The organism is Actinoplanes sp. NPDC049599, assembly GCF_044465625.1.
Taxonomy (GTDB): Bacteria; Actinomycetota; Actinomycetes; order Mycobacteriales; family Micromonosporaceae; genus Actinoplanes.
On sequence record NZ_JBITLX010000038.1, the window covers coordinates 14,222 to 40,044 of the forward strand.

24 protein-coding genes are annotated in these 25,823 nt (G+C 73.9%); 10 read left to right on the forward strand and 14 right to left on the reverse strand.

Annotation, left to right across the window (positions count from 1 at the left end; translation table 11 throughout):
* The first annotated feature begins 176 nt into the window (after positions 1-176).
* Positions 177-959: a thioesterase family protein gene (locus ACIBQZ_RS39140; protein WP_396093997.1), complete on the forward strand. Its 783-nt coding sequence runs from the start codon at positions 177-179 to the stop codon at positions 957-959.
* Between the two features lie 134 nt (positions 960-1,093).
* A complete protein-coding gene (locus ACIBQZ_RS39145; RefSeq protein WP_396093998.1) occupies positions 1,094-2,761 on the forward strand; it encodes an alpha/beta fold hydrolase in 1,668 nt (555 codons plus the stop codon).
* Between the two features lie 9 nt (positions 2,762-2,770).
* On the opposite strand, the gene ACIBQZ_RS39150 is transcribed toward ACIBQZ_RS39145, so the two are convergent.
* The 7 genes from ACIBQZ_RS39150 to ACIBQZ_RS39180 all read right to left on the reverse strand — a co-directional run bounded on the left by ACIBQZ_RS39150 (position 2,771) and on the right by ACIBQZ_RS39180 (position 10,156).
* On the reverse strand, positions 2,771-3,337 hold the full coding sequence (locus ACIBQZ_RS39150; protein ID WP_396093999.1) for a hypothetical protein: 567 nt from the start codon (positions 3,335-3,337) through the stop codon (positions 2,771-2,773).
* A gap of 8 nt (positions 3,338-3,345) precedes the next feature.
* Positions 3,346-4,542: an ABC transporter permease gene (locus tag ACIBQZ_RS39155; protein WP_396094000.1), complete on the reverse strand. Its 1,197-nt coding sequence runs from the start codon at positions 4,540-4,542 to the stop codon at positions 3,346-3,348.
* The gene (locus tag ACIBQZ_RS39160; RefSeq protein ID WP_396094001.1) at positions 4,539-5,276 is read right to left on the reverse strand and encodes an ABC transporter ATP-binding protein; all 738 of its coding nucleotides are present in this window, start codon (positions 5,274-5,276) and stop codon (positions 4,539-4,541) included. The genes ACIBQZ_RS39155 and ACIBQZ_RS39160 overlap by 4 nt, the downstream gene beginning before the upstream one ends.
* Positions 5,273-6,496: an efflux RND transporter periplasmic adaptor subunit gene (locus ACIBQZ_RS39165; RefSeq protein WP_396094002.1), complete on the reverse strand. Its 1,224-nt coding sequence runs from the start codon at positions 6,494-6,496 to the stop codon at positions 5,273-5,275. The genes ACIBQZ_RS39160 and ACIBQZ_RS39165 overlap by 4 nt, the downstream gene beginning before the upstream one ends.
* A gap of 65 nt (positions 6,497-6,561) precedes the next feature.
* Positions 6,562-8,067 carry a sensor histidine kinase gene (locus ACIBQZ_RS39170; RefSeq protein ID WP_396094003.1) on the reverse strand — a complete coding sequence of 502 codons (1,506 nt, stop codon included), beginning with the start codon at positions 8,065-8,067 and terminating at the stop codon, positions 6,562-6,564.
* Between the two features lie 7 nt (positions 8,068-8,074).
* On the reverse strand, positions 8,075-8,830 hold the full coding sequence (locus ACIBQZ_RS39175) for a response regulator transcription factor (RefSeq protein ID WP_396094004.1): 756 nt from the start codon (positions 8,828-8,830) through the stop codon (positions 8,075-8,077).
* Positions 8,831-8,905: 75 nt separating this feature from the next.
* Complete coding sequence (locus ACIBQZ_RS39180) at positions 8,906-10,156, reverse strand: efflux RND transporter periplasmic adaptor subunit (RefSeq protein WP_396094005.1); 1,251 nt, start codon at positions 10,154-10,156, stop codon at positions 8,906-8,908.
* Positions 10,157-10,323: 167 nt separating this feature from the next.
* Between ACIBQZ_RS39180 and ACIBQZ_RS39185 the strand changes: the two genes are divergently transcribed.
* Positions 10,324-10,893, forward strand: a complete 570-nt coding sequence (locus tag ACIBQZ_RS39185) for a hypothetical protein (protein WP_396094006.1) — start codon at positions 10,324-10,326, stop codon at positions 10,891-10,893.
* A 43-nt stretch (positions 10,894-10,936) separates the two neighbouring features.
* Here the strand turns inward: ACIBQZ_RS39185 and ACIBQZ_RS39190 are convergent, their stop codons facing one another.
* Positions 10,937-11,401 (reverse strand): hypothetical protein, encoded by a 465-nt coding sequence (locus tag ACIBQZ_RS39190; RefSeq protein ID WP_396094008.1) that lies wholly within the window; start codon positions 11,399-11,401, stop codon positions 10,937-10,939.
* 105 nt (positions 11,402-11,506) lie between these two features.
* Here ACIBQZ_RS39190 and ACIBQZ_RS39195 point away from each other — a divergent pair, with 105 nt between their 5' ends.
* On the forward strand, positions 11,507-12,493 hold the full coding sequence (locus tag ACIBQZ_RS39195; RefSeq protein ID WP_396094009.1) for an asparaginase: 987 nt from the start codon (positions 11,507-11,509) through the stop codon (positions 12,491-12,493).
* 157 nt (positions 12,494-12,650) lie between these two features.
* On the opposite strand, the gene ACIBQZ_RS39200 is transcribed toward ACIBQZ_RS39195, so the two are convergent.
* A complete protein-coding gene (locus tag ACIBQZ_RS39200; RefSeq protein WP_396094010.1) occupies positions 12,651-13,640 on the reverse strand; it encodes a LacI family DNA-binding transcriptional regulator in 990 nt (329 codons plus the stop codon).
* Positions 13,641-13,714: 74 nt separating this feature from the next.
* Positions 13,715-14,938, reverse strand: a complete 1,224-nt coding sequence (locus ACIBQZ_RS39205; RefSeq protein ID WP_396094011.1) for an MFS transporter — start codon at positions 14,936-14,938, stop codon at positions 13,715-13,717.
* A gap of 43 nt (positions 14,939-14,981) precedes the next feature.
* Here ACIBQZ_RS39205 and ACIBQZ_RS39210 point away from each other — a divergent pair, with 43 nt between their 5' ends.
* Complete coding sequence (locus ACIBQZ_RS39210) at positions 14,982-16,094, forward strand: ROK family protein (protein WP_396094012.1); 1,113 nt, start codon at positions 14,982-14,984, stop codon at positions 16,092-16,094.
* A gap of 16 nt (positions 16,095-16,110) precedes the next feature.
* Here the strand turns inward: ACIBQZ_RS39210 and ACIBQZ_RS39215 are convergent, their stop codons facing one another.
* The 3 genes from ACIBQZ_RS39215 to ACIBQZ_RS39225 are packed head-to-tail and all read right to left on the reverse strand — an operon-like array spanning position 16,111 to position 18,433.
* Positions 16,111-16,677: a histidine phosphatase family protein gene (locus ACIBQZ_RS39215; protein ID WP_396094013.1), complete on the reverse strand. Its 567-nt coding sequence runs from the start codon at positions 16,675-16,677 to the stop codon at positions 16,111-16,113.
* Between the two features lie 53 nt (positions 16,678-16,730).
* The gene (locus tag ACIBQZ_RS39220) at positions 16,731-17,345 is read right to left on the reverse strand and encodes an FMN reductase (RefSeq protein ID WP_396094014.1); all 615 of its coding nucleotides are present in this window, start codon (positions 17,343-17,345) and stop codon (positions 16,731-16,733) included.
* Positions 17,342-18,433 (reverse strand): LLM class flavin-dependent oxidoreductase, encoded by a 1,092-nt coding sequence (locus ACIBQZ_RS39225; RefSeq protein ID WP_396094015.1) that lies wholly within the window; start codon positions 18,431-18,433, stop codon positions 17,342-17,344. Before ACIBQZ_RS39225 ends, ACIBQZ_RS39220 begins: the two co-directional genes overlap by 4 nt.
* Before the next feature lie 169 nt (positions 18,434-18,602).
* Here ACIBQZ_RS39225 and ACIBQZ_RS39230 point away from each other — a divergent pair, with 169 nt between their 5' ends.
* Positions 18,603-19,529 carry a hypothetical protein gene (locus ACIBQZ_RS39230; protein WP_396094016.1) on the forward strand — a complete coding sequence of 309 codons (927 nt, stop codon included), beginning with the start codon at positions 18,603-18,605 and terminating at the stop codon, positions 19,527-19,529.
* Between the two features lie 53 nt (positions 19,530-19,582).
* On the opposite strand, the gene ACIBQZ_RS39235 is transcribed toward ACIBQZ_RS39230, so the two are convergent.
* A complete protein-coding gene (locus ACIBQZ_RS39235; protein ID WP_396094017.1) occupies positions 19,583-20,929 on the reverse strand; it encodes a carbohydrate-binding protein in 1,347 nt (448 codons plus the stop codon).
* Between the two features lie 292 nt (positions 20,930-21,221).
* Here ACIBQZ_RS39235 and ACIBQZ_RS39240 point away from each other — a divergent pair, with 292 nt between their 5' ends.
* From ACIBQZ_RS39240 to ACIBQZ_RS39255, 4 genes are read left to right on the forward strand one after another with little or no spacing between them, the layout of a single operon-like run.
* Positions 21,222-22,067: an SCO2525 family SAM-dependent methyltransferase gene (locus ACIBQZ_RS39240; protein ID WP_396094018.1), complete on the forward strand. Its 846-nt coding sequence runs from the start codon at positions 21,222-21,224 to the stop codon at positions 22,065-22,067.
* Between the two features lie 33 nt (positions 22,068-22,100).
* Positions 22,101-23,948 carry an SCO2524 family protein gene (locus ACIBQZ_RS39245; RefSeq protein ID WP_396094019.1) on the forward strand — a complete coding sequence of 616 codons (1,848 nt, stop codon included), beginning with the start codon at positions 22,101-22,103 and terminating at the stop codon, positions 23,946-23,948.
* A 2-nt stretch (positions 23,949-23,950) separates the two neighbouring features.
* On the forward strand, positions 23,951-24,868 hold the full coding sequence (locus tag ACIBQZ_RS39250; protein ID WP_396094020.1) for an SCO2523 family variant P-loop protein: 918 nt from the start codon (positions 23,951-23,953) through the stop codon (positions 24,866-24,868).
* Positions 24,865-25,821: an SCO2522 family protein gene (locus tag ACIBQZ_RS39255; protein WP_396094022.1), complete on the forward strand. Its 957-nt coding sequence runs from the start codon at positions 24,865-24,867 to the stop codon at positions 25,819-25,821. Before ACIBQZ_RS39250 ends, ACIBQZ_RS39255 begins: the two co-directional genes overlap by 4 nt.
* Positions 25,822-25,823 lie beyond the last annotated feature (2 nt).

The following is a 25,823-nucleotide window of genomic DNA, read 5'->3' on the forward strand; positions in this document are numbered from 1 at the left end:
CGTCTCCCCAGCTAGACCGGATCGAGCGCCCTCAGCCTAGGAACCCGGCCCGCAGGCATCAATGGTTGCGCATATGTCATTTCTTGCTGTCCGGCCCGGCCGGCGCCCGAGATCTTCCCGGCCGGCGCCGCCCGGGCGCCCGGATCCACGGCCCGGCCGGGCCGTAGGGTCAACCCATGATCAGCTACTTCGAGCGGACCGGCGCCGGGCGGTTCCGGCCCACCGCCGCGACCGGCGGCGCCTGGGCCGTCGACGAGCAGCACATCGCCCCGATGACCGGCCTGATCGTGCACGCGGTCGAGCGGTTCGCTGCGGACCGCGGCGCGGACGGCCTGGTGGTCGCCCGGGTGACCATGGACATCCTGGGCGTGCTCAAGCTGGACGAGTTCGAGATCACGGTGGAGACGGTCCGGCCCGGGCGCACCATCGAGCTGGTCGAGGCCGTGGTGACCGCCCGCGGGCGGGCCGCCGTCCGGGCCCGGGTGTGGCGGATGGCCCAGCTCGACACCGCCGCGGTCGCCGGCGGGCAGCCTGCCGCGCTGCCCGCGCCGGAGGCCGTGCCCGGCTGGGCGATGTCGGACGCGTGGCCCGGCGAGTTCATCACCACCCTGGACGTCCGCCCGATCGCCGGGCCGGCGCCGGGCCGGACCACCGCCTGGGTCTCCACCCGGCTCGACCTGCTGGCCGGCGAGCCGGTCAGCGAGCTGGCCCGGTTCCTGGCGCTGGTCGACACCGCCAACGGGATCGCCGTCCGCGAGTCGCCGAAGGAGTGGCTCTTCCCCAACCTGGACCTGACGATCCACCTGCACCGGCAGCCGCGCGGCGAGTGGGTGGGGCTGGACACCACGGTGATCTTCGGCGCGGCCGGCCACGGGCTGACCTCGACCACCCTGCACGACCGGCAGGGGCCGGTGGGCCGCGCCGAGCAGATCCTGACCGTACGGCCCACCCCGCACTGACGGACCCGGTCGCTCATCGACGGAGGGTGATCTGTCGGCTCCGCGACGATACCGGCGGACGATAGCCTGCATCGACGGCGGCGACTATCGTCGGCACCGGTTGTCACGTCCGCTCGGTCCGTCCGGGGGTGCCCATGACCGACCCGAGGCGCCGGCGCAGCAGGCTCGCGGTGACCGCGACCGTCGCCGTCACGCTGGCCGCGACGCTCGGGGGAGCACCCGCCCGCGCCGACACGCCCGCGCCGGCGCCCGCCGTCGCCTGGACCGCCTGCGGCGACGGCTTCGAGTGCGCCACCGTGCCGGCGCCGCTGGACCACGACCGCCCGCTCGGCGTCCAGATCGGCCTCGCGCTGGTCCGGCAGCCCGCCGCGGACCCGGCCCGGCGGATCGGCTCGCTGCTGCTCAACCCGGGCGGCCCGGGCGGCTCCGGCGTCGAGTTCGCCCGCGCCGCCGCCCGCGCCCTGCCGGCCGAGTTGCAGGCCCGCTTCGACATCGTCGGCTTCGACCCGCGGGGCATCCACGCCGGCACCCCGCTGCGCTGCTTCGCCGGCTACGAGCAGGCACTGGCCGTGCTGACGCCGTTGCCGTTCCCGGACACCCCGGCCGAGGAGCGCGCGCGGCGGGTGTCGGACGACCGGCTGGCGGCCGCGTGCGCCCGGCACGGCGGGGCGGTCCGCGACCACATGTCCAGCGCCGACGCGGCCCGCGACCTGGACCTGCTGCGCCGGCGGCTCGGCGACCCGCAGCTGACCTACCTCGGGTATTCCTACGGCTCCCTGCTCGGGCAGAACTACGCGAACCTCTTCCCGGACCGGGTGCGCGCCCTGGTCATCGACGGGGTGGTCGACCCGGTCGCCTGGTCCACCGGGCACGGCGCCGACGCACGCGCCACCCCGGTCGGCACCCGGATCGGCAGCGCCGACGGCGCCGGCCGGACCCTCGGCGAGTTCTTCCGGCTGTGCGACGCGGCCGGTCCGGACTGCGCCTTCTCCGGCGACGCGAGCCGGCGGTACGCGGCGCTGGCCGCCCGGCTGCGCGGACACCCGGCCACCATCACCGGCCCGTTCTCCGGTGAGACCTTCACGTTCACCCACCACGACCTGATCGTGGTCACGCTGAGCGCCCTGTACCGCGCGTCGATCTGGCCCGACCTGGCGTTCTTCCTCGACGGCGTGCAGCGCCAGCTCACGCCGGCCGTGCTGGGCCGGCGGCTCGCCACGATCCGCACCGGGCTCGGCCCGGCCGCCGCCGCGCCGCCGGACTACCCGAACGACGTGGAGGGCGCGCCGGGCGTCGCCTGTTCCGACACTCTCAACCCGCGCGACCTCCCCGCCTGGCAGCGCGCCGCGGACCGCGCCGAGCGGCAGTACGGCTACTTCGGCCGGTTCTGGAACTGGGCCTGGAGCGCCTGCCGCTCCTGGCCGGCCGGCGCGGGACAGGACTGGCACCTGGGGCCGTGGACCGCGCGGACGGCGGCGCCGGTGCTGATCGTCGGCAACTACTTCGACCCGGCGACCCGCTACCAGGGCGCCCAGGCCGCGGCCCGGCTGCTGCCGAACTCGCGGCTGCTGTCGTACGCCGGGTGGGGGCACTCGGCGTACCTCATCGCCGGCAACACCTGTGTGGACACCGCCGTCACCCAGTACCTGCTGACCGGCCAGGCGCCGGCGCCGGGCACCGTGTGCCGGCCGGCCACGTCCCCGTTCACCCCGGTGGCCCCGGTGGCGCTGGGCAGCACCGCCCGGGCCGCGCTCAGCGGTGTGGTGCTGCCGCCCGGGGCACGCCGCTCGTTCGGGCCGTGACCGGCGGGCTCAGCCTTTGTTCTCGGTGACCGTGGTGGCGGTGACCGTGCCCTCGCTGTCGGCCGTGCCCTGCACGCTGACCGTGTCGCCGGCCTTGACGTCCTTGAGTTCGGCCTTGCTGGCGCTGCGCACCGACGTGTCGCCGCTGGTGCGCACGGTGACCACCGTCCCGTCCGAGGTCTCGACGTAGATGGTGGTGCCGTCGACCAGCTTGACCTTGCCCGTGGTGGGCCCCGCGGCGGCGGTCGGCGCGGCGGTCGGGGCGGCCCCGCCACCGAACGCGCCGCCGGGGAAGCCGCCGGTCCGGGCCCCGGTGGCCCCGGTGCGCCCGGTCGCGGCGGTGGCGCCGGTGCCGTAGTGCTTCTGCACCTGCAGGCCGCCGAGGAAGCCGCCGAGCAGCAGCGCCACCGCGCCCAGCACCAGGGTGCCGCGGTTCCACCAGCGGCGCGGGGCGGCCCGGGCCAGCTCGCCGGCGAAGCCGTCGTCCCGCTCGCCGGCGGGGCCGGCCGGAGCGACGGGGTCTGTGCTGTATGGCACCGCGGGCAGGACGGCGGTGTCGTCGGAGGCAGGGGTCACAACGGTCCTCACTCGTAGCGCAACGCGTCGATGGGGCGCAGCCGGGCGGCCCGGCCGGCGGGCAGGCCGCCGAAGAACAGTCCGATCGCGATGGACACGCCCAGGGCGAGCCCGATGGAGCTGGGCACGATCACCGGTTTGACCCCGACGATGGAGAAGCTGCTGCCGATCAGCGCGGCGGCGACGCCGAGCGCGCCGCCCAGCACGCTCAACAGCGTGGCCTCGATCAGGAACTGGGTCAGGATCACCCGGCGCGGCGCGCCGAGGGCCTTGCGGATGCCGATCTCGCGGGTCCGCTCGGTGACGGTGACCAGCATGATGTTGGTGATCCCGATGCCGCCGACCAGCAGGCTGATCGCGGCGACCGCGCCGAGCAGGGTGGTGAACGTGTCGGCGGTCTCGGTCTGGGTGGCCAGCAGCTGGGAGGCGTTCTGGATCCGGTACGGCGCGGTGGCCCCGGCCGCCACGTCGAGCCGCTCGTCGAGGATCGCCGCCACCTGCGTCTGCACCGCGTCCACCCGGTCCGGGCTCTTCGCCTGCACCAGGATCGAGGTCAGGGCGCCGTACCCGGTGAGCACCTGGCGCACCGCGGAGAGCGGGGCGACCGCGGTGTCGTTGCTGTCCTGGAAGCCGGTCGAGCTCTTCTCGGCCAGCACCCCGACCACGGTGAACAGCGCCCCGCCGACGGTGACCTGCTGGTCGACCGGGTCGGCGCCGGGGAACAGTTCCTCGGCGACCGTGCGGCCGAGCACCACCACCCGGCGGCCCTGCGCCTCGTCGTCGGCGGTGAAGCCGGCCCCGCTGCCGACCGGGGTGTTCGAGGCCGCGAACCAGCTCGGCGTGGTGCCGACGAACTGGCCGACCTCGTGGTCGGTGCCCTGGTGGGTCAGCGTCGCGGCGGCGCTGACCACCGGGGAGACCGAGGCGACGTCCGGCGCCAGCTGCGGGTCGATCAGCGCGTCGGCGATCGGGGTGGTCAGGGCGGTGCTGGTGGAGCCGCCGCGGCCGGTGCTCAGCACGGTGATCGTGTTGGTGCCCAGCGCCTCGATCCGGTCGCTGATCGCCTGCGCGGAGCCGTTGCCGACGGCGACCAGCAGGATCACCGCGGCGACGCCGATCAGGATGCCGAGCATGGTCAGCGCCGAGCGCAGCTTGTTCGCCGACAGCCCGCGCAGCGCGAACCGGACGACCTCGAAGAAGCTCATCGGCTGTGCCGTCCCTGCTGGGCGCCGACCGGGACGAGGTCCAGCGGCGACTGGCGGATGTCGGTGACGATCCGGCCGTCCACGAGCCGGACCAGCCGCTTGGTGCGGTCGCCGACCTCGGGCTCGTGGGTGATCAGCACGATCGTCCGGCCGGCGGCGCTGAGCTGGTCGAAGACCTCCAGCACGTCGGCGGTGGAGCGGGTGTCCAGGTTGCCGGTGGGCTCGTCGGCCAGCAGCAGCGCGGGCTCGGTGACCAGGGCCCGGGCGACCGCGACGCGCTGCTGCTGGCCGCCGGAGAGCTGGTTGGGCTCGTGCCGGGCCCGGTCGGCGAGCCCGACGGTCTCCAGCGCGGCCATCGCCCGCTCGCGCCGCTGCCGCGGCCGGACCCCGGCGTACGCCAGCGGCAGCTCCACGTTGGCCACGGCCGTGGTGCGCGGGATCAGGTTGAACGCCTGGAAGATGAAGCCGATGAGCCGGTTGCGGGCCAGCGCCAGCTGCCGGTCGGCGAGCCGGCTCACGTCGACCCCGTCCAGGTGGTACGACCCCGAGCTGGGCACGTCCAGCGCGCCGAGGATGTTCATCAGGGTGGACTTGCCGGAGCCGGACGAGCCCATGATCGCCACGTAGTCGCCGCGCTCGACGGTCAGCGAGACGCCGCGCAGCGCGTGCACGGTCGCCTCGCCGGTGCCGTACACCTTGGTCAGCTCACGGACGGCGAGCACCGGGCGGCTCATCGGGTGCCCCGGCCCGTACCGCCGCCGCCGGTGAAGCCGCCGCCCGGCGGCGCGCCGCCCCCGCCGGTGAGGCCGCCCGGCAGGCCGCCGCCGGGGAACCCGCCGGTGGTGCCGGTGGTGGTGCCGGTCGCGACGATCACGACCTGCTCGCCCGGGGTCAGCCCGGAGGTGATCTGGGTGGCCTGGTCGCCCTCGAGGCCGACCTCGACCGCACGGACCTCCTGCACGCCGCCGGCCAGCACGGTCACGGTGTGCCGGGTGCCGACCGTGGTCAGCGCGGCCGCGTTGACGTAGACCGCGTCGGTCACCTCGCCGGTGACCACCGAGACCGACACGGTCTGCCCGGGCTTGGCGCCGGTGGGCACCTTGTCGAGGCTGAGCGTGACGCCGTAGGTGACCACGTTGTCGGCGGTGGTGGCCTGCGGGTCGACGGCGACCACCTTGGCGCTCTGCTCGGTGCCGCTGAGCGCGTTCCAGGTGACGGTCGCGGCCTGCTTCTCCTTGAGCCGGGTCGCGTCGGCCTCGGCGAAGGCCGCGGTGACCTGGAGCTTGGTGAGGTCGGCGAGGTCCACGAACCCGGTGGACGACGAGGACGAGGACGACGTCGACGCCCCGCTGCCGGTGGGCGCGCCACCGGCCGAGGAGGACGACGAGGACGAGGACGACGAGCCCGACGAGGAGCTGCCGAGGGTGCCGTTGACCGCCACCACCGTGCCGGCCATCGGCGCCTTGAGCGTGGTCCCGGTCACCGCCGCCTCGGCCTCGTCGACGGCCAGCTGGGCCTGGGTGACCTCGTTCTGCGCCGCGGACGTGTCGGAGCCGGCGTCCTCGGCGCGGTCGACCGCGTCCCGGGCGGCGTCCAGGTCGGCCTCGGCGGCGGCCAGGGTCCGCCGCGCCGGCGCCGGATCGACCTCGGCGAGCACCTGGCCCTTCCTGACCTTGTCGCCGACCCGTACGGAGATCGACGTGACGGTGCCGCCGGTGGTGAAGCTCGCGCTGGCGGAGGCGGCGCTCTCCAGGGAGCCGTCGGCGGTGACGGAGGCGGTGACGGTGCCCTGCTGGACGGGTACGGACCGCACGGACGCGGCGGCCGCGGTGCCGGTGTCCGCACCGGACACGATCTCGTACCCCCAGAAGGCACCGGCGACGAGCACCAGGACCAGGGCGGCGTTGACCGCCACCGAGGGACGGCGCAGGGAACCCAGACGGGGCGCAGGCATGACGGACACTGTGGCGGCACCCGCTCGGAGGATCTTCGGGGTTGGCTGGGAGCCACCTCGGAACCTCACCCGGGGTCGGGGTCGGCGCTCGGCAGCAGCACCCGGAAGGTGGCCCCGCCGCCGGGCGCCGGGTCCAGCTCGACCCAGCCGCCGTGGCCGTGCACGATCGCCGCGACGATGGACAGGCCCAGCCCGGAGCCGCCGCCGCGGCCCCGGGTGCGGCTGGAGTCGGCCCGGTAGAGCCGTTCGAAGACCCGGGGGGCGTGCCGCGCGGGCACGCCCGGGCCGTCGTCGCTGACCTCCAGGACCGCCAGCGGTACGCCGGTGACGACAGTCCCGGAGCGCACCGACCCGGCCGGCGGCAGATGCCCCGCGACCCGCCCCACCCGCACGGTGACCCGGGCGCCGGTCGTGGTGTGCTGCAACGCGTTGGCGACCAGGTTGGTGGCGACCTGGCGCAGCCCGTGCTCGTCGCCCAGCACGGTCGGCGGCACGAAGGTGTCCGAGTCGTCGTCGAGGGCGGCCAGGCGCACCGGGCGGTCCGGGACCCGGGCGTGTGCGTCCCGGATGGTGTCGGCGGCGATCTCCAGCAGGTCCACCGGGCGCCGCACCGGCGCCCGGTGCAGGTCCAGGCGGGCCAGCAGCAGCAGGTCCTCGACCAGCACGCCCATCCGGCCGGCCTCACCCTCGATCCGGCTCATCGTCTCGTCGAGCTGCGGGCCGGGCGGGGCGCCGCCGCGCCGGTAGAGCTCCGCGAAGCCGCGGATCGAGGTCAGCGGGGTGCGCAGCTCGTGCGAGGCGTCCGCGACGAACTGCCGCAGCCGCTGCTCGGAGGCGGTCCGGGCGGAGACCTCGGCCTCGATCCGGGCCAGCATCAGGTTGAGCGCGCCGCCCAGCCGCCCGGGCTCGGTGTGCGGATCGGTGTCGGCGACCCGGCCGGAGAGGTTACCGGCCGAGATGTCGGTGGCCAGCCGCTCCATCTCGGTCAGCGGGCGCAACCCGAGCCGCACCACGAACGCCGCGCCGGCCGCGAGCAGCACCAGGACCAGCAGCGTCACCCCGGCGTCGATGAGCAGCAGCCGGTCGCCGGTCTGGTCCACCTCCTCCAGCGACGACCCGATCACCACCGCACCGCCGCTCTCCGGCATCGCCACGGCCAGCAGCCGCCAGTCCGCGCCGCCGTCCGCCGCGGCCACCGTGTACGGCCGCCCGGTCGCCGCGCGCGCCAGCACCTCGGCCAGCGGCGCCACCGCCGGCCGTTCGACGTCGGCGGTGGAGCTGCGGTCGGGGTCCAGCGTGCCGGCGGCGGTGTAGACGTACGCCACCTGGTCGGCGCCCAGGCGCAGCTGGCGGTTGCGCACCCCGGCGCCGGCCGGCGGTGGCGGGGTCAGCCGCTGCGCGCCGGCGAACGGCCGGGACAGGCTCATCAGCTGCTCGTCGACCCGGTCCTGCAGGTAGCTGCGGATCAGCAGCAGCCCGGCGACGTTCGCCACGACCAGCGCGATCGCGGCCAGCGCGCCGACCACCAGGACCAGCCGGGAGCGCAGGGTCCAGTGACCCCAGCGCCTCATGGCCTGCTCACTCCTCGCCGCCGCGGGGCAGGCGCAGGGCGTAGCCGACGCCGCGGACCGTGTGGATCAGCGGCGGACCGGTCTTGTCGATCTTGCGGCGCAGGTAGTACACGTAGGACTCGACGATGCGCCCGTCGCCGCCGAAGTCGTACTTCCACACCCGGTCCAGGATCTGCGCCTTGCTGACCACCCGCCCGGCGTTGACCATCAGGTACTTCAGCAGGTTGAACTCGGTCGGCGACAGGTCGACCAGCCGGCCGGCCCGGCGCACCTCGTGGGCGTCCTCGTCGAGCTCCAGGTCGGCGTAGCGCAGCACCCCGGCGTCGTCCGGCGCCGCCGGCTCGGGCCGGCTGCGCCGCAGGATCGCCCTGATCCGCAGCACCACCTCCTCGAGGCTGAACGGCTTGGTGACGTAGTCGTCGGCGCCGGCGGTGAGCCCGGCGACCCGGTCCTCGACCGCATCCCGGGCGGTCAGGAACAGCACCGGGGTGGCCCGGCCGGCGGCGCGCAGCCGCCGGGCCACCGCGAAGCCGTCCAGGTCCGGCAGCATCACGTCGAGCACCACCAGGTCCGGGTCGAACTCCTCGATCGCGACCAGGGCGCCGTGGCCCGACTCGGCGACCCGGACGTCGAACGCGACCAGGCGCAGCGTGGCGGCGAGCAGGGCGGAGATGTTGGGCTCGTCGTCGACCACCAGGACCCGGGTGGCGCGGGCCGCCGGAGGGTCACTGAGAGCGACGGCGCCTCGGTTATCGGAATACACCGCACAGAGATACCAGCGGTTCCTTTGAATCGCTTGTGAATCCGGTAGGAGCGACCTGGGCCGTGCGCCCCGGGCTCACCAGGACCGGACCACGGCAGCGCCCTCGGCCAGCCCCGAGGTGATCTCGGTGTACTGGTCGCCGCGCAGCCCCACCCCCACCTTGACCTGCGCACCCGCGCGCAGCACGGTGCCGGTGCCGCCGGCGATGTCGTGCACGGCGGTGCTCGGCACCCGCAGCACGTCGTCGGCCGAGCCGGTGGTGACCCGCACCGCGGCGCTCTGCCCGACCAGCAGATCCTCCGGCGCGTCCGTGAACGACAGCAACACTCCGTAACGGACCATCGTGCCGTCGTCGGTGCCGACCGGGTCGACCTGCACGACCGTGGCGGCGAAGTCCTGGCCCGCCCGGTCGGCCAGCGTCGCGGTGGCCCGCTGCTTGACGGCGAGCCGGTCGGCGTCGGCCTCCGGGAAGTCCGCGCTGATCTGCATGTCGTAGACGTCGGCCAGGGTGAGGAAGGCGGTGCCGCTGCCGACCTGGCTGCCGACCTTGCCGGCGACCGACAGGATCCGCCCGGCGATCGGCGCGGTGATGGTGGTGCCCTCGAGCTGGTCCTCGGCGTTGCGCAGGGCCACCTCGGCCTGGTTCACCCGCTGCTGGGCGCTGAGCACCGCGTCGCCGCCGCCGGCCGAGCGCCCCCCGCCCTGCGCGGCGCAGGTGGCGGCGGTGGTCGGTGCGGCGCCGCCGGGCCGGGCCGGCGCGGTGGTCCGGCCCGGCGTCGCGGTCCGGGTGGGCGCGGTGGTCCGGGTGGGCGCGGTGGTCGCGGCCGGCGCCGAGGTACGGGAGGCGCCCGGCGTCGCGCTGCCCGGCGTCGCCGACGGGCCGGTGTACGCGGCCGGCACCACCCCGCAGCCGGAGCTGGTCGACGCCGCACTGTCCCGTGCGTCCGCCAGCGCGTCCTGCGCGTCGGCCAGGGTGTCCTGCGCGGAGTCGACCGCCTCGGCGGCGTCCGTGTCGTCGATCGAGGCGAGCGGCTGCCCCACGGTCACCACCGTGCCCGCGCGCACCTTGATGCTGTCCACGGTGCCGCCGACGGCGAACGTGAGGCTGCGGGTCTGCGCCGGTTCCACGGTGCCGGTGGTCGCCACGTCGGTCGTGACGGGGCCGCGGTCCACCCGTACGGTGGCCACCGCGGCGGGCCGCTCGTCCGCGCCGGCGGTCAGGGCGCGCACCGTGCCCGCGCCGAGCAGCAGGACCACCACCAGGCCGGCGGTCAGCCACACCCACCGCCGGTTCACCCCGCGCCAGGCGGTCAGGCCGATACCCATGGTCCGGAAGTGTGGCCGGGCGTCCTCGCCGCCGGCTCGGTCCCACCTCGGAGTTGCCTCGGAGCCGGCGGGCGCTCTCCTAGCTGATTCCGAGCCGCGTCGCAGGCTGCGGCGAGGTGCGCGGTCTTGTCTGGACCGTCGTGTCCGCTGGAAAGAGGAGAGAGACCGTGCCGCAGCTCAGAATCACGTCACCCCGGCGCCTCGTGGGGCCGGTCGTCGCGTCCGCGGCGCTGCTTTTCCTGGCTGCGTGCGGGGGCGGCACGGACACCCCGGCCACCGGCGGCGCCGGGCCCGACGGCGGGGCCGGGAACAGCGCGTTCGCCGCGTACACCGAATGCCTGGCGAAGAACGGCGTCACGATCACCATGCCGTCCGGCGGGGCCCGGGTGCGCCCGTCGGGCGCGCCGTCCGGCCTGCCCCGGCCGTCGGGCAGCGCCCGGCCCGGCGGTGGCGGGTTCCCGGGCGGCGGCGGCTTCGGCAAGCCGGCCGGCGTGGACGACGCAACCTGGGAGAAGGCGCAGCAGGCGTGCGCCTCGGTCATGCCGAGCGGCCGCCCCGGCGGCGCCGGCCGTGGCAACGGCACCGGGCTGAGCCCGGCCTACCGCAACTGCCTGGAGGACAACGGGGTGTCGCTGGGCGAGGGCGCCGCCCTGGCCACCGGTGACCCGGCGGCACAGAAGGCGCTCGCGGCGTGCCAGGCCCTGGCCCCGGCGGCGAGCTCGGCGCCGGCGAGCTGAGACCCCCGGATCGGCGTCGCCGGGTGGCGGCGCCGGTCCGGTCTCAGTACGCCGGCAGGCTGTCGTTCAGGGTGTGCCACCGGTCGGCGAGCTGCCGGCGACGGCAGGCGACCAGGTGGCTGGCCAGGATGGCGGGCATCCCGCCGCGTACGCAGACGTCCGCCCCGGCGGTGAGCACGGCGGCGACCAGCTCGGCCCGGGCGTCGTCGTCGAGCAGGGCGACGATCCGGGTACGGGCCGGCAGCGCCGCCCGCGCCCGCAGCACCTCGGCCTCGGTGGCGCCGCTGCACAGCACGATCTCCTCGGCCACCACGTCGTCCAGGCCCGCCGGGTAGCGCAGCCGCCACCCGGCGGGCAGGTGCGCGCCCAGCGCCGCGACCCGGCCGGGCTGCCCGAGCACGGCGACGATCGGGCTGACCCGCTGCGAGTTGAGATCGGGCAGCGGCACGGCGGTGGAGTTCGGGGTGAACGTACGGTTGGTCTCGTTCCGGTTCAGCTGCACAAGCATGTCTGCGACCCCCCAGGTCTCGGCTGCCTACCAGCCAACTCCGCCTGGCTGGGCTGCCCATGTGCGCCGGCTGTGGGTCTGGTGTCAGTGCGTAGGGTGGCGGCCGTGACCAGGATCGTGGTGTGCGGGCTGGGCGGGACCATCGCGATGACGGCGACCGGCGACGGCGGGGTGACGCCGGCCCTCGGCGCCGCGGAGCTGCTCGCGGCCGTACCCGGGGCGGCCGGGCTCGGCCTGGAGCTCGATCTCGTCGATGTCGCCGCGGTGCCCAGCGCGTCGCTGCGGCTCGGCGACGTGTTCGCGCTGTCCCGCCGGATCGCCGCGTTGCTGGCCGCGGGGGCGGACGGGGTCGTGGTCACCCAGGGCACCGACACCCTGGAGGAGTGCGCCTACCTGCTGGATCTGCTGCACGACCGGCCCGAGCCGGTGGTGGTCACCGGCGCGATGCGCCCGCCCCGGCAGGCCGGCGCGGACGGACCGGCGAACCTGCTGGCCGCCCTGACGGTGGCCGCCGACCCCGGGGCGCGCGGGCGGGGCGTGCTGGTGGCGTTCGCCGACGAGCTGCACGCGGCGGCCCGGGTCCGCAAGACCCACACCACCAGCGTGGCGGCCTTCGGGTCGGCGGACGGCGGGCCGGTGGGACGGCTGGTGGAGGGCCGGGTGCGGTTCCGGAACGCACCGGAGCGCCGGCTGGTGCTGCCCCGGCCGGCCGGGGACGGGCTGCCCCGCGTACCGCTGATCGTCGCGACCCTGGGGGCCGACGAGCCGGAGCTGGACCGCCCGGCGGACGGGCTGGTGGTCGCGGCGTTCGGCGCGGGACACCTGCCGGAGTGGTGGGTGGCGCCGCTGGCCGGGCTGGCGGCGCGGATCCCGGTGGTGCTGGCGTCGCGCACCCTGGCCGGGCCGGTGCTGGCGGACACGTACGGCTTCCCCGGCTCGGAGCGGGATCTGCTCGGGCGCGGGCTGATCCCGGCGGGGTCGCTGGATCCGGCCAAGGCCCGCATCCTGCTGCTGACGGTGTTGGCCGGCGGCGGCGACCACGAGAGGGCGACGGCCGCCTTCGCGGCCGCGGACGGCCTCGGCAGCCACTGACCCGGACGTAGCCCTCGCCGGGCGTGGCGCGGTCTTCCCGGGCGTGGCGCGGTCTACCCGGGCGTGGCGCGGAGTCTTGTCGCGCGCAGTGCGGCCTCCCCAGGCGCGGCCTACCCCGGCGTGGCGCGGCCTCCCCCCGGCGTGGCGTGTTGTCTTGTCAGGCGGAGTCGCGGTGGATGACTGTGACGATGCCGGTCAGATCCGTCGCCGGCGGTTCGGTGCCGTTGATCGCCGCCAGCACCGTCGTCGCCAGGTGTGCCGCCACCGCCGCCTGGTCGGTGGTCACCGTCGTCAGGGCCGGCTCCGCAAGCCGCGCCGCCGGGATGTCGTCCACCCCGACGACCGCCAGGTCCGCCGGGGCGTGCAGGCCCCGGCGGCGCATTCCCGCCAGCACCGCCATCGCCACCTCGTCGTTGTAGGCGCACACCCCCGTCACGCCCTCCGCGTGCCACCGCCGTACCGCCTCGGCCGCCGCGGCCGGGTCCAGCGGCACGATCCGGACCGACGGTTCGGTCGCGCACGCCGCCCGGACCCCCGCCAGGCGCGGCTCCGCGAAGATCCGGACCCGGTCGTCGTCCGGGTAGGCGTAGCCGATCGTGGTGTGGCCCGCCGCCGTCAGGTGCTCCGCCTGGAGCCGGCCCACCCGCTGCTGCGGCACGGCCAGCTCGCGGCGCGGTGCCGTGCCGCGGCCGAGCAGGCCCACCACCAGGGCGACGCCGGCCGCGCGCATCGCGGTGATCTCGGCGGCGCTGAAGTCGGTGAACGCCAGCACCGCGGCCGGGGTGATCGCCTTCCACAGGTCCGCGATCGGCCGGTCGGCGTGGTTGCCCGGGTGCGCGACGAAGGTCAGGCCGCTGCGCGCGAACCCGGTGGACAGGTTACCGAGCAGCGCGCCGACCTCCGGGCCGATCGGCCAGTCCGGCAGCAGGCACAGCACCACGTCGGACCGGCCGGTGCGCAGGGCCCGGGCCGCCGCGGAGGGCGCGTACCCCAGGCTCGTGGCCGCGTCGAGCACCCGGCCGCGGGTGGCCGCCGAGATGGTCTGGTGCGGGGTGTCGTTGAGGACGTAGCTGACGGTCGCCCGGGAGACCCCGGCCAGCCGCGCCACGTCGGCGCTGGTCACCCTGCGGGGCGTGGGGTCTGTCATGACTGGCACCTCTTGCCGTGCGCCACCGCTGCCGATTCCGTCGCTGACACGAGCAAGTTACACGTGTCAGCCGGTCAGCGCAGCGCCGGCTCGGGGGCCGGCGCGGGCCGGCGCTCGGTGCGGAAGCTGAGCGCCGCCAGCCCCAGCCCGGCGACCGCGAGCCCGACCCCCACCCAGGTCGGCGCCAGGTAGCCGTAGCCGCGGGCGATCACCAGGCCGCCCAGCGCCGCGCCGAGGCTGTTCGCCACGTTCATCGCGGACTGGTTCACCGCCGCGCCCATCAGCTGCGCGCCCGGCGCCACCGCGATCAGCCGGGCCTGCAGCGCCGGGCCCAGGAACAGGCTGGTCGCACCGACCAGGAACGCCCCGGCGAACAGGCCCACCGGGTGCGCCGCGACCAGCCCGAAGACGATCACCGCCGCGATCACCGAGCCGAATCCGATCAGCAGGCTGCGCCGCAGGTCCCGGTCGGCGAACCAGCCGCCCAGCGCGTTGCCCACGGTCATGCCCAGTCCGATCGCGACCAGCGCCCACGGCACGGTCGCCGGCGCCAGCCCGGTGACGTCGGTGGTGACCGGCGCGATGTAGCTGTTCACCGCGAAGAAGCCGGCGAAGCCCACCGCCGCGGTGGCCGCGACCAGCCAGACCTGCGGCTTGCGCAGCGACCGCAGCTCGGCGCGCGGCGAGCCGTCGGCCACCGCGGCGACCGTCGGGACGATCGCCAGGACGGCGACCAGCGTCGCCGCGAAGGCCAGCGCGATGACCAGGTACGCGATCCGCCAGCCGGCCGCCTGCCCGAGCCGGGTGACCAGCGGCACGCCGACCACGTTGGCCGCGGTCAGCCCGCTGAGCACGGCGGCGTACCCGCGGGCCGCGTTGCCCGGGCCCATCAGGCTCGCCGCCAGCAGCCCCGCCGCGCCGAAGTAGGCGCCGTGCGGCAGGGCGGCCACGAAGCGCGCCACCAGCACCAGCTCGAACGTGGGGGCGAGCGCCGAGGCGACGGTGCTGGCCGCGAACAGCACCAGCAGCGCGAGCACGAGCCGCTTGCGCGGCACCCGGGCGGTCAGCGCGGCGATGGTGGGCGCGCCGACGACCACCCCCAGCGCGTACGCGGTGATGGTCCAGCCCGCCTGGGCGACCGCATCCGGCGCCGACCGGGCGTACGCCTCGGGCAGCAGGTCCCGGGCCACCTCGGGCAGCAGGCCCATCGCGGCGAACTCGGTCAGCCCGATCGCCACCCCGCCCAGGGCCAGCGCGAGCAGGGCGGCCCAGCGGCGCCTACGGCTCAGATCCTCCACGGTCGCCGACTTTAACAACAGTGTTGCGTAATAGAGTGGCGGGATGGCCGATCTCACCTTCCTGCGCGGTTACAACGAGGCCCTGGTGATGGCGGTGGCCCGCACCCGGCCGGCGTTCGAGCGCGCGACGATCGCCGAGGCCACCGGGCTCACCCCGCAGGCGGTGTCGAAGGTGCTGGCCCGGCTGGTCGAGCACGGCCTGATCACCCCCGCCGGCGTACGCCGCCCGGCGATCGGCAAGCCCGCGGGCGTGTACGAGCTGGTCCCGCACAGCCGGTACGCGATCGGCGCGCACGTGACCCGCCGCGGCCTGCGGCTGGTGCTGACCGACCTGGCCGGCACGGTGCGGCACTCGGCGGTGACTCCCCTGCCGGCCGACTTCACCCCGGAGACGCTGCTGACCGAGCTGGCCGCGGGCATCAACCGGATCACCGCCGCGCACGACGTCCGCGGCCGGCTGACCGGGCTGGGCATCGGCATGGTCGGGCCGCTGGACCACGCCCAGGGCACAGTCCGGGACGCCCACCGGTTGCGGCACTGGCACGACGTACCGCTGCGCGCCCTGGCCGAGCAGGCCCTGGGCCTGCCCGTGCACCTGGACAAGGACGTCACGGCCGGGGTGACCGCCGAGGCCTGGCGGCACGGCCCGGCCTTCCGCGACGCCGCCCTGATCATGGTGGAGTCCGGGGTCGGCGCGGGCCTGTGGCTGCACGGCGCGGCGCACCGCGGCGCGCACACCAACGCGGGCGAGTTCGGCCACACGGTCGTCGACCTGTCCGGCCCGCCGTGCGTCTGTGGCCGCCGCGGCTGCCTGGAGGCGGTGCACGACCGCGCGGCGGAGGCGGGCGACCTGCGCGCGGCGGCCCGGGTCCTGGCGGTCGGCGTGGTGAACCTGCTGCAGACCCTGGACGTGGCGCACGTGGTGCTGGCCGGCGCGGACCTGCTCGCGCACGCCGCGACCTACCGGGCCGAGGTGCAACACGCGGTCCGCACCGAGGTGCCCCGCGCCGACTGGCAGACCGCGGAGGTGACGCTGTCGAGCCTGGGCGCGGACGTGATCGCGGCGGGCGCGGCGATGCAGATCCTGGACTCCCGCTACGGCATCCCGGACCTGGCCCCGGTCGCCGCCGGCGGGCCGCCGACCGCGCCGGCGTGACGGTGGGCCGGCCGGATCAGCCGGCGTTCCAGGTGTCGATGACCGGATTGCCGTGTTCGAAGCCCAGCGTGGACAGGGTTCCCGTGCCCAGCTTGAGCAGCCCGCCGCCGCCGGCCGGCAGGCCGATCCAGCGGGCGCCCGCCACCCGCAGCGCGTGCCCGTGGGCGACCACCGCCACGTCGCCGCCGGTCAGCAGCGCGCGGGCGCGGCTCAGCACCCGGTCCAGCCGGTCCGCCACCTCGGCCGGGGTCTCGCCGCCGGGCGCCCCGTCGGTCCAGAGCGACCAGTCCGGGCGGGTCTCGCGGATCGTCGCGCTGGTGACGCCCTCGTACTCGCCGTAGTTCCATTCGGCCAGGTCCTCGGTGGTCTCGGTGACCGCCAGGCCGGCCAGCTCCGCGGTCCGCAGTGCCCGCTTGCGCGGGCTGGAGAACACCCCCGCGAAGGTACGGCCGGACAGCCGCTCCCCCGCCAGCCGGGCCTGCTCCACTCCCGCCTCGGTCAGGTCCAGATCCGTGTACGAGGTGTGCCTGCCGTTCGCACTCCACTCGGTCTGCCCGTGCCGGATGAGCACGATCTCGGCCATGACACCCCCACTTTGTCGTTGCCCGGGTTCTACCCGTACCGGTGGGCCTCCACTCAGCCGCCGGCGAGCAGCTCCTCGAACGAGGTGGTGAGCGCGAACGGGTCCTCGACCGTCGCCGGCTCGCGGCGCTCGATCTCGCGGGCGAGCTCGTCGGCCGCCCGGTTGATCCGGCCGCGCAGCTGGCCCGCGCTCTCGTCGCCGCCCCAGTCGTCGGTCGCGGCGAAGACCGACGTCGGCACCGTGACCGCCCGCAGGTAGCCGAACAGCGGCCGGAGCGCGTGGTCGAGCGCCAGCGAGTGCCGGGCCGTGCCGCCGGTGGCCGCGATCAGCACCGGCTTGCCGGCCAGCGCGTCCTTGCCCAGGACGTCGAAGAACGACTTGAACAGGCCGCTGTAGGAGGCGGTGAAGATGGGCGTGACGGCGATCAGGCCGTCGGCCGCCTCGACCGCGTCGAGGGCGCGCTTCAGCGGCGCCGGCGGGAAGCCCGTCAGCAGGTGGTTCATCAGGTCGTGGGCCAGGTCGCGCAGCTCGACCACCTGGACCGTGAGCTGGACGCCGAGGCCGGCGGCCGCGCCCACCGCCGCCGCGGACAAGCGGTCCGCAAGCAGGCGGGTGGACGACGGCTGGCTCAGCCCCGCCGAGACGACGACGAGGGTGCGCTGTTTCATGCCTGGACCTTCTCCTGCTGGGCCGCCGCGACCAGCGAGGCGTGGGTGGGTGCGTCGGGCACGTGTGCCGGCTTGAGCGCCGCGAACTCCTTGCGGAGCACCGGGACGACCTCCTCGCCGAGCAGGTCGAGCTGCTCCAGCACGGTCTTCAGCGGCAGGCCGGCGTGGTCCATCAGGAACAGCTGGCGCTGGTAGTCGCCGACGTAGTCACGGAAGCCGAGCGTCCGGTCGATGACCTGCTGCGGGCTGCCGACGGTCAGCGGCGTCTCGCGGGTGAAGTCCGCCATCGCCGGGCCGTGGCCGTAGACGGGCGCGTTGTCGAAGTACGGCCGGAACTCCCGCACCGCGTCCTGCGAGTTCTTCCGCATGAACACCTGGCCGCCGAGGCCGACGATGGCCTGGTCCGGCGCGCCGTGGCCGTAGTGGGCGAAGCGCTCGCGATAGAGCGCCACCATCCGCTGGGTGTGCGAGGCCGGCCAGAAGATGTGGTTGGCGAAGTACCCGTCGCCGTAGAAGGCGGCCTGCTCGGCGATCTCGGGGCTGCGGATCGAGCCGTGCCAGACGAACGGCGGCACGCCGTCCAGCGGGCGCGGGGTCGAGGTGAACGACTGCAGCGGGGTGCGGAACTTGCCCTTCCAGTCGACGGTGTGCTCGCGCCACAGCCGGTGCAGCAGGGCGTAGTTCTCGACCGCCAGCGGGATCCCGGCGCGGATGTCCTTGCCGAACCACGGGTAGACCGGCCCGGTGTTGCCGCGGCCCATCATCAGGTCGACCCGGCCGTCGGCCAGGTGCTGGAGCATCGCGTAGTCCTCGGCGATCTTGACCGGGTCGTTGGTCGTGATCAGCGTCGTGGAGGTGGACAGCAGCAGCCGCTCGGTCTGCGCGGCGACGTAGCCGAGCAGCGTCGTCGGCGACGAGGGCACGAACGGCTCGTTGTGGTGCTCACCCAGCGCGAAGACGTCGAGATCGACCTCCTCGGCCTTCCTGGCGATGGCGACGATCGCCTTGATCCGCTCGTGCTCGGTGGGGCGCCGCCCGTTCGTGGGGTCGGGCGTGACATCGCCGACGGTGAAGATCCCGAACTGCATGACCGCTCCTGAGCCTCGGGCCGGGGCCTGTCGTCCCGACTGATCCGCACAACGCGTTTGACCCGTCAACTATTTCAGATTCAAAGAAGTTGAGGGAAGTGCGCTCCCGGTCACACCCGTACAGACTGACCATGTGCATCGATCCGACCACCATCCGTGAGGAGTGCGCGTGAAGATCAGCACCAGGATCCTCGTTACCGCGCTGGCCGGCGGGCTCACGTACCTGCTCACCAAGGCCACCGATCAGCCGGAGATCTGGCAGCTGACCATGTCGGTGTTCGTCGGCGGCATCGTGCTGGTGGTCCAGGTGCTGATCGACTACGACAACCGGATGCTGCGGTTCGCGGCCGAGCAGGCCGAGCACGTCGACCGGATCGAGGAGCTGGTGGAGCGCCGGTTCGCCGCGATCAGCGCCGCGACCGCGCTCTACGCCAGCGTCGAGGCCACCGCACTCAAGGCCGACAACGTCACCCGCCTGGTGGAGTCGGCCGCCCGGGTCGGCCCGCACGACGAGCTGTCCCGGCGCTTCGCCGACCACCAGATCAACCGGCTCATCAGACTGTTCGAGGGATTGCAGAACGGCATGGCCGTGGACGACGGCGAGGACCCCAACTGGCTTCTCGGTCTGACGGACTGCACGTCGCACTCGATCGACGCGACCAGCATGACCTCGTTCACCGGCCACAACAGCTACGTCGACGAGGACTTCTGGTCCAGCATCCTGGGCCAGCGGTACCTCGAGGCACAGCGCCGTGCCATCGCCGAGAGAGGGGTGCGCATCCGGCGCGTCTTTCTGCTGACCGACAAGGATGCAGAAGACGAGGGACGGTTGCGGGAGCTTCGAGAACCGCATCGCCAGATCGGCATTGAGACGCGCGTGCTGAGACAGTCGAGCGTTGACTTCCTGCTCAAGACCAAACTCGTCGACTACATCCTCTTCGACGAGGCTGCGAGCTACGAGTTGCACTCATCGTCGATACTCGGCGCAGAGACTCGCGAGGCCATCATCAGCGTGGCGCTGGTGGTGGAACAGTCCCGAGTGGCGGAACGTAAGCAGCGGTTCGAATCGATGTGGAACGCGGCGAAGGACGAATGACGATGGGTCCGCCGCGACGCCGGTCTCCACGGCGGACCCAGCACATTGCATGATCAGCGGCCCTGCAGGCGCTTGACGTTGTCGCCGAAGGTCCAGCCCTTCGAGCCGTCCCAGTTGGCCGACCAGGTCATCAGGCCCTTGAGGCTGCCGTTGAAGCTGTTCCAGGACTGCGTCACCAGCGCCGGCGTCATGTACCCACCGCCGGCCCCGACCTGAGCCGGCAGACCCGGCACCTGCTTGTCGTACGGGACCCGGATCGTCGTGCCCTGGATGACCAGCCCGGTGTTGAGGCAGGTGGTCTGCGCCACGAAGCCCTGGACCGTGCCGGCGCCGTAGGAGTCGGCGGCGCAGCCGTACATGCTGCCGTTGTAGTACTGCATGTTCAGCCACCAGAGCCGGCCGTTGTCCGCGTACTTCTTGATGATCGGCAGGTAGGAGCCCCAGATCGAGCCGTAGGTGACGCTGCCACCGGTGACGTACGCGGTCTCCGGCGCCATCGTCAGGCCGAAGGTCGCCGGCATCCGGGCGAGCACCCCGTCGATGATCCGGATCAGGTTGGCCTGCGAGGCCGACAGCGTGGTGATGCTGCCGCTGCCGGTCAGCCCGGTCTCGATGTCGATGTCGATGCCGTCGAAGTTGTACCGCTGCAGGATCGGCACGACGGTGGCCACGAAGCGGTCCGCGACCGTGCTCGAGCTCAGGTCGATGCCGGCCGCGGCACCGCCGATCGACATCAGCAGGGTGGCCCCGGCCGCCTTGGCCGCGCACATCTCGGCCGGGGTGGAGACCTTCACGCCCGCGTCCATGCCGTCCTCCCACAGCACCGTGCCGTCGGACCGGATCACCGGGAACGCCGCGTTGATCACGTTGTAGCCGTGCTGGGCCAGCCGGCTGTCGTTGATCGGGAGCCAGCCCAGGCCGGGGTGCACGCCGTTGCTCGCGCCGTCCCAGTTCTCCCAGTAGCCGACCAGCACCTTGCCCGCGGGCCGCGACTTGACCGCGCAGGTGCTGCCGCCGGGCGGCGGCGTCGTCGTGGGCGGCGGCGTGGTCGGCGGCGGGGTGGTCGGGGGTGGAGTCGTCGGGGGCGGGGTGGTCGGCGGCGGGGTCGTCGGGCCGCCGGTGCAGGCGCCGAGGTCACGCCAGAGCGACGGCGTGGCGGCGGGATTCCAACCGGCCCCGGCGTACGCGGTGTGCGTCACCAGCGCCGAGTACAGCTTCCCGGCGTAGGTCACCTGCGTGCCCGCGGTGTAGGTGGGGCCTTCCGTCCACGCCGGAGCCGAGCAGACCACCGCGGCCGCCGGCACCGGCGCGGCCAGTCCGTCCGGCGCGGCCACGACGGTGGCCGCCAGCATCAGGGCAGCGCCGGCTGCCAGCGCGAATACGGTACGACGTCTGCTCATGGCCGCTCCTGACGCATCGATGACCTGCCCGGTCCTCACCATCCTCACGGGCACCATCGTGAATATCAAGGGTTGTTAACAGATAGTGTCGCCGTCCATCGATTGACGGCCCCGGCCCGATCTGGTTCGCTGGCCTGCTCCCGGGTAACAGTTCGCCCAACCGGGGGACGCCTGTTGGCGTGATGCGTCAGAATGCAGGAAACTGCCCGCGCGCCACGCGCCGACTCGGCACACAGATGTCGTAAGTTGCACCGCAGAAATGCGGGCTCAGCAAGGCCTTAAACTGGAAGAAGTGGCTGATTCGGGCAGCTTCCCCAGCGACCGCGACAGCTCACCCATCGCCGGAGGAAGTTTCGTGACCGACCTGGACCCTCGTCCCGGCTCCGCGACCGAGGTTGCCGCGCTGCCGTTGGTCAACGCCGACTTCCCGTGGGACTCGTTCGACTCCGCGGCGTACTTCGAGAAGAACTACAGCAAGCTGCGCGGTGACGACGAGGAGATCATCGACTTCGTCGCGGACTTCTTCCAGGCGCACCAGACCCCGCGGCGGCTGCGCCCCCGGGCCATCGACGTCGGCGCCGGCGCCAACCTCTATCCCGCGCTGGCGATGCTGCCCTTCGCCGCCGAGGTCACCCTCTACGAACGCGCGTTCACCAACCGCGACTGGCTGGCCGCCGAGGTCCTCAAGCCACACCCGTCCTGGTGGCAGTTCTGGTCGCACATGAACGTCGGCCGCGAGGCGTACGCGTCCATCAAGAACCCGTTCGACCTGCTGGGCCGGCGCGCGCAGGTGGTCAAGGGCAACATCTTCAGCCTGCGCCCCGGCCAGTTCGACATCGGCACCATGTTCTTCGTCGCCGAGTCGATCACCACGCGCAACGACGAGTTCGAGCGCGCCACCCAGTCCTTCGTCAACTCGCTGGTGCCCCGGGCGCCGTTCGCGGCCGCCTTCATGCGCGACTCCTCCGGCTACCGGGTCGGCAACCGGGACTACCCGGCCTGCTCGGTGGACGAACGCGACGTGCGCCAGGCGCTCGACCAGGTCGCCACCGGTGTCCGGATCCGGACAGTGGACAGTGAGGACCTCCGGGAGGGTTACTGCGGCATGATCGTGGCAACCGGCCGCAGAAAGACGTAACTGACCCACGGACGGGTAGGTGACGGCACACCGATGCAGATCCAGCCACGTCAACAGCTCCTGGATGCCTGGCGCGCGACCGCACGACTGTCCTACCCCGACAATGCCTGGCGGTTCGGCGGCCGCGAGGGCGCCAACTCGATCAGCGACGCCGAGCAGCTGCTCTGCCTGATGGCGCCGGCGACCGAGGTCCCGATCTTCCGCCTGGACAAGCCCGACGCCGCCGCCAGCGACGTGATCGCCGCACTGGGCGTGCTGGGCGACGACATCCAGGTGCCGCAGCGGCTGATCGAGGCACTGACCGGCTACCTGGTGCGCTACACCGCCCCGGACGGCACGCCGATCTTCTCCGGCGACACCTACTTCCAGCCCGACGCCGAGGGCGACGAGATCAAGACCGAGCAGCGCGGGCTCGACGTGGTCGACTCGTTCTCCATCTCGGTCACACTGATGCTCGCCATCGTCGGTTTCACCAAGGTGTTCCGCACCGTGGTCACCCGGCCCGGCCTGCTGGCGGACGTGGACCGGCTGGAACAGATGGCGAACACCCGGCTGACCGCCGCGATGGTGGGGCTGCTGCGTAGTTTCGCGGTCAACGTCTTCTCCGCCGACGAGGACCTGGGCCGCGAGCTGATCCGCACTGTGAACCAGGAACGGCGGCCGACCCGGCAGGTGGTCGAGGAGCTGCGCGAGGCGCTGCGGGAGATCAACGCCCGGCTCCGGGACGACGTCACCATCGGTTCCGGCGCGGCCGAGAGCAGCGAGCTCGACATCCCCAACCGGCTGTTCGAGTGCGGCTGGTCCTGGGGGCTGGTCAAGGAGGCGCCGCTGATCGAGACCACAGTGGACGTCGGCGTGCAGCGCGACGGCGTGGCCGAGAACGCGCCGTACCTGTACTTCACCACCGTCGCGCTGGACGCGATCCAGACGCTGTTCGCCGAGCGCACCCGGCTGCTGGGCCTGCTCGACGAGGCACAGTCCAAACTGGCGCAGGCGCTGCAGCTGCGCTGGGAGCTGGCCCGCTCCTACTGGGCCACCATCGCCACCTTCGGCTCCGGCCGCTGGCCGCTGGAGGACCTGCCCTGGCGGACCACCGACGGCATCGAGTTCGACTACCTGAGCCTGCTGGTCAGCGGCATGGTGGTGCAGAACATGGTGGCCATGCGCGCCTCGAACGCGGAGCTGACCCGGGTGGCCGCGGTGCTGGACGAGCTGGCCAACCGCAGCCGGATCACCCGCCGCTCCTCGGAGCGGGAGCCGGCGCTGGACGTGCACCACCCCGGCCTGCACTTCCCGCTGGTCGGCAGCGAGGAGCTGGGCGGGCCCCGGCTCGCCTGGACGGTCGCGGACATCTCGCCGCTGCTGCTCAAGCGCACGCTCAACCTGGCCAGCCTGCTGTCGGAGGGCACCTCGCGCAGCCGGCTGCTGGATCTCTCCGACGAGCTCTGGGGCCACCTGCAGCAGCGGGTGATCCGGCAGGGCCCGGCCCGGGGCCTGTGGGACCAGCCCGCCGGGGCCTTCCCGCAGCTGCGGGTCGAGTTCACCGAGGTCTCCTGGTACTACACCAAGCGCGTGGTGGACTGCCTGGTCACCGCCGCCCGGGTGATCCAGGAGCCGCCGCTGCGCAGCGGCCTGCTCGCGCAGATCGCCGCCGACCTGCTCAACGAGGCCGACCACCTGTACGACCGCGAGCTGCTCAACGGCTCGACCGACAGCGGCGAGCAGCTGCGGGTCGAGCTCGACCGGATCGGCGTCGAGCTGCGCCGGGCCCGGGCGGTGCGCGGCGAGCGGCCGGGCGTCGCCGTGGCCGTCACCGAGGAGGTGCTGCGCAAGCTCGACCGGCTCTCGGCGGCGCGCCGCGCCAGCAGCGGGACGAGCTGACCGTGCTGATCTTCGCGACCTCCGACAAGGGCGGCACCGGGCGGTCGGTGACCAGCAGCAACGTGGCATACCGGCACGCCCTTCAGGGCGGCGACTGCTGCTACCTCGACTTCGACTTCGGGTCGCCGACCTCCGGCGCCATCTTCGACCTGCCGGGCGCGCTGGCCGGCGTGCCCGAGGGCGGCCTGCACAGCTACCTGGTGGACGGGGTGGCCGGCCCGCGCCGGATCGACATCTGGGCCGAGTCGGAGCGCGACGTGCTGCGGGTGCGGCCCGCCGGCGCCGGCCGGCTGACCCTGTATCCCGGCGACAGCGGCCGCGGCGAGTTCCACGCCCAGCCCGGCGTCGTGGACCGCTGCATCGACCTGCTGGTCCAGGCGGACACCGAGTTCGACCTGGTCATCGTGGACCTCAGCGCGGGCCGCTCGTACGCCACCGAGATCGTGCTGGCGGCGACCGCGGCGGCGGCGCTGCGCGAGGTCGAGGCCCGCTGGCTGGTCTTCCACCGGTGGACCCGGCAGCACATCATCGCGGCGGCCGGGCTGGTGCACGGCCCGCAGGGCATCCTGCAGACCGGCACCCAGCTCGGGCACGACCCCGCGGCGCTCAAGGCCGCCATCCGCTTCGTCCGGACGGCGGTGCTCGATCCGGCCTCACCCGACCAGGCCGGCCTGCGCCCGGAGCAGCTCGCCTGGCTCGACGTCTGCAACCGGCGGCTGCAGGAGCTGGCCAGCCGCGCGCAGGTCGGCCGGAGCACGGTGCTCGGCCAGATCCCGCTCGACCCGGTGCTGCAGTGGCAGGAGCAGCTGCTGTCCAACGACGACGTGTGGCTGCACCGCACCGCCAACCAGCGCACCGTCAACGCGTTCGACGACCTGGCCAAGAAGGTCGTCGACGACGACGCCTGGATCGGGCTGTGACCGCCTACGACGGCGTGTTCACCGAGGAGAGCGCCACCCCGGTGGTGCGCAAGGTCGCGCTGTCGCACCTGTCCGTCGAGCTCGGTCACCTCTACATGGACGACTTCCAGGCGGGCCGGCCGCGGCTGCTGGCCCAGTTCGAGGCGGTCCGGCCGTGGGTCGCGGCGGCGGTCCGGGCGTGCGCCGGCGAGCTGGGCGAACGGCCGCCGCGGGTGAGCACGTGTTTCCTGATCGACGACTACTTCACCCGGTTCAGCACGCCGCGGGCGGTGATCGCCGACCTGGTCGCGGCCGCGGCCGAGGCCGGGCTCACCATCGACTACGTGGCCCGGGAGTCCGGGTGTGCGGTCGCCGACGGCGTCGACGTGGCGACGCTGGTCCGCCAGCACCTGGTGGCCGAGCCGCCCGAGGGCGACAACGGCGGCCGCCCGCCCACGGCGGTGAGCGGCTGGCTGAGCAACGGCGAACGCGGCGGCGAGGGGCCCGCGTCGGCGATGGCCGCGCCGCGGGCCTGGCAGCCGCCGCGGCAGAGCGCCGTGCAGAACCACTCGATCTTCGTCGACATCGAGCTGTGGAACGGGCCGGCGGAGCAGCCGCGGTGGTCGTGCCCGTTCCTTGCGGCCGTCTGGCAGCTGCAGCGGCTGGGCCTGATCCGGCACCTGGGCGAGCCGGTCGGCGAGCCGCGGCCGATGACCCCGCGGGAGGCGCCGGAGGAGTGGGAACGGCTGCCGGCCGTCGTGCAGCTCAACCCGCACGCCGCGCCGTTCCGGGCGTACCGGACCTTCTCCGCGCTCGCCGCCCGGTTCCTGCCGATCGAGCTGGCCGTGCGCACTATCCTCGGTCAGGTCGCGGTCGACCCGGCCGTCGCGGCGCAGGTCCGCGAGCGGGCCGGCGCCGAAGGGATCACCCTGCCCGGCGAGGTGGTCGACCGGCTCCGGTACGCGTTCCAGTAGCC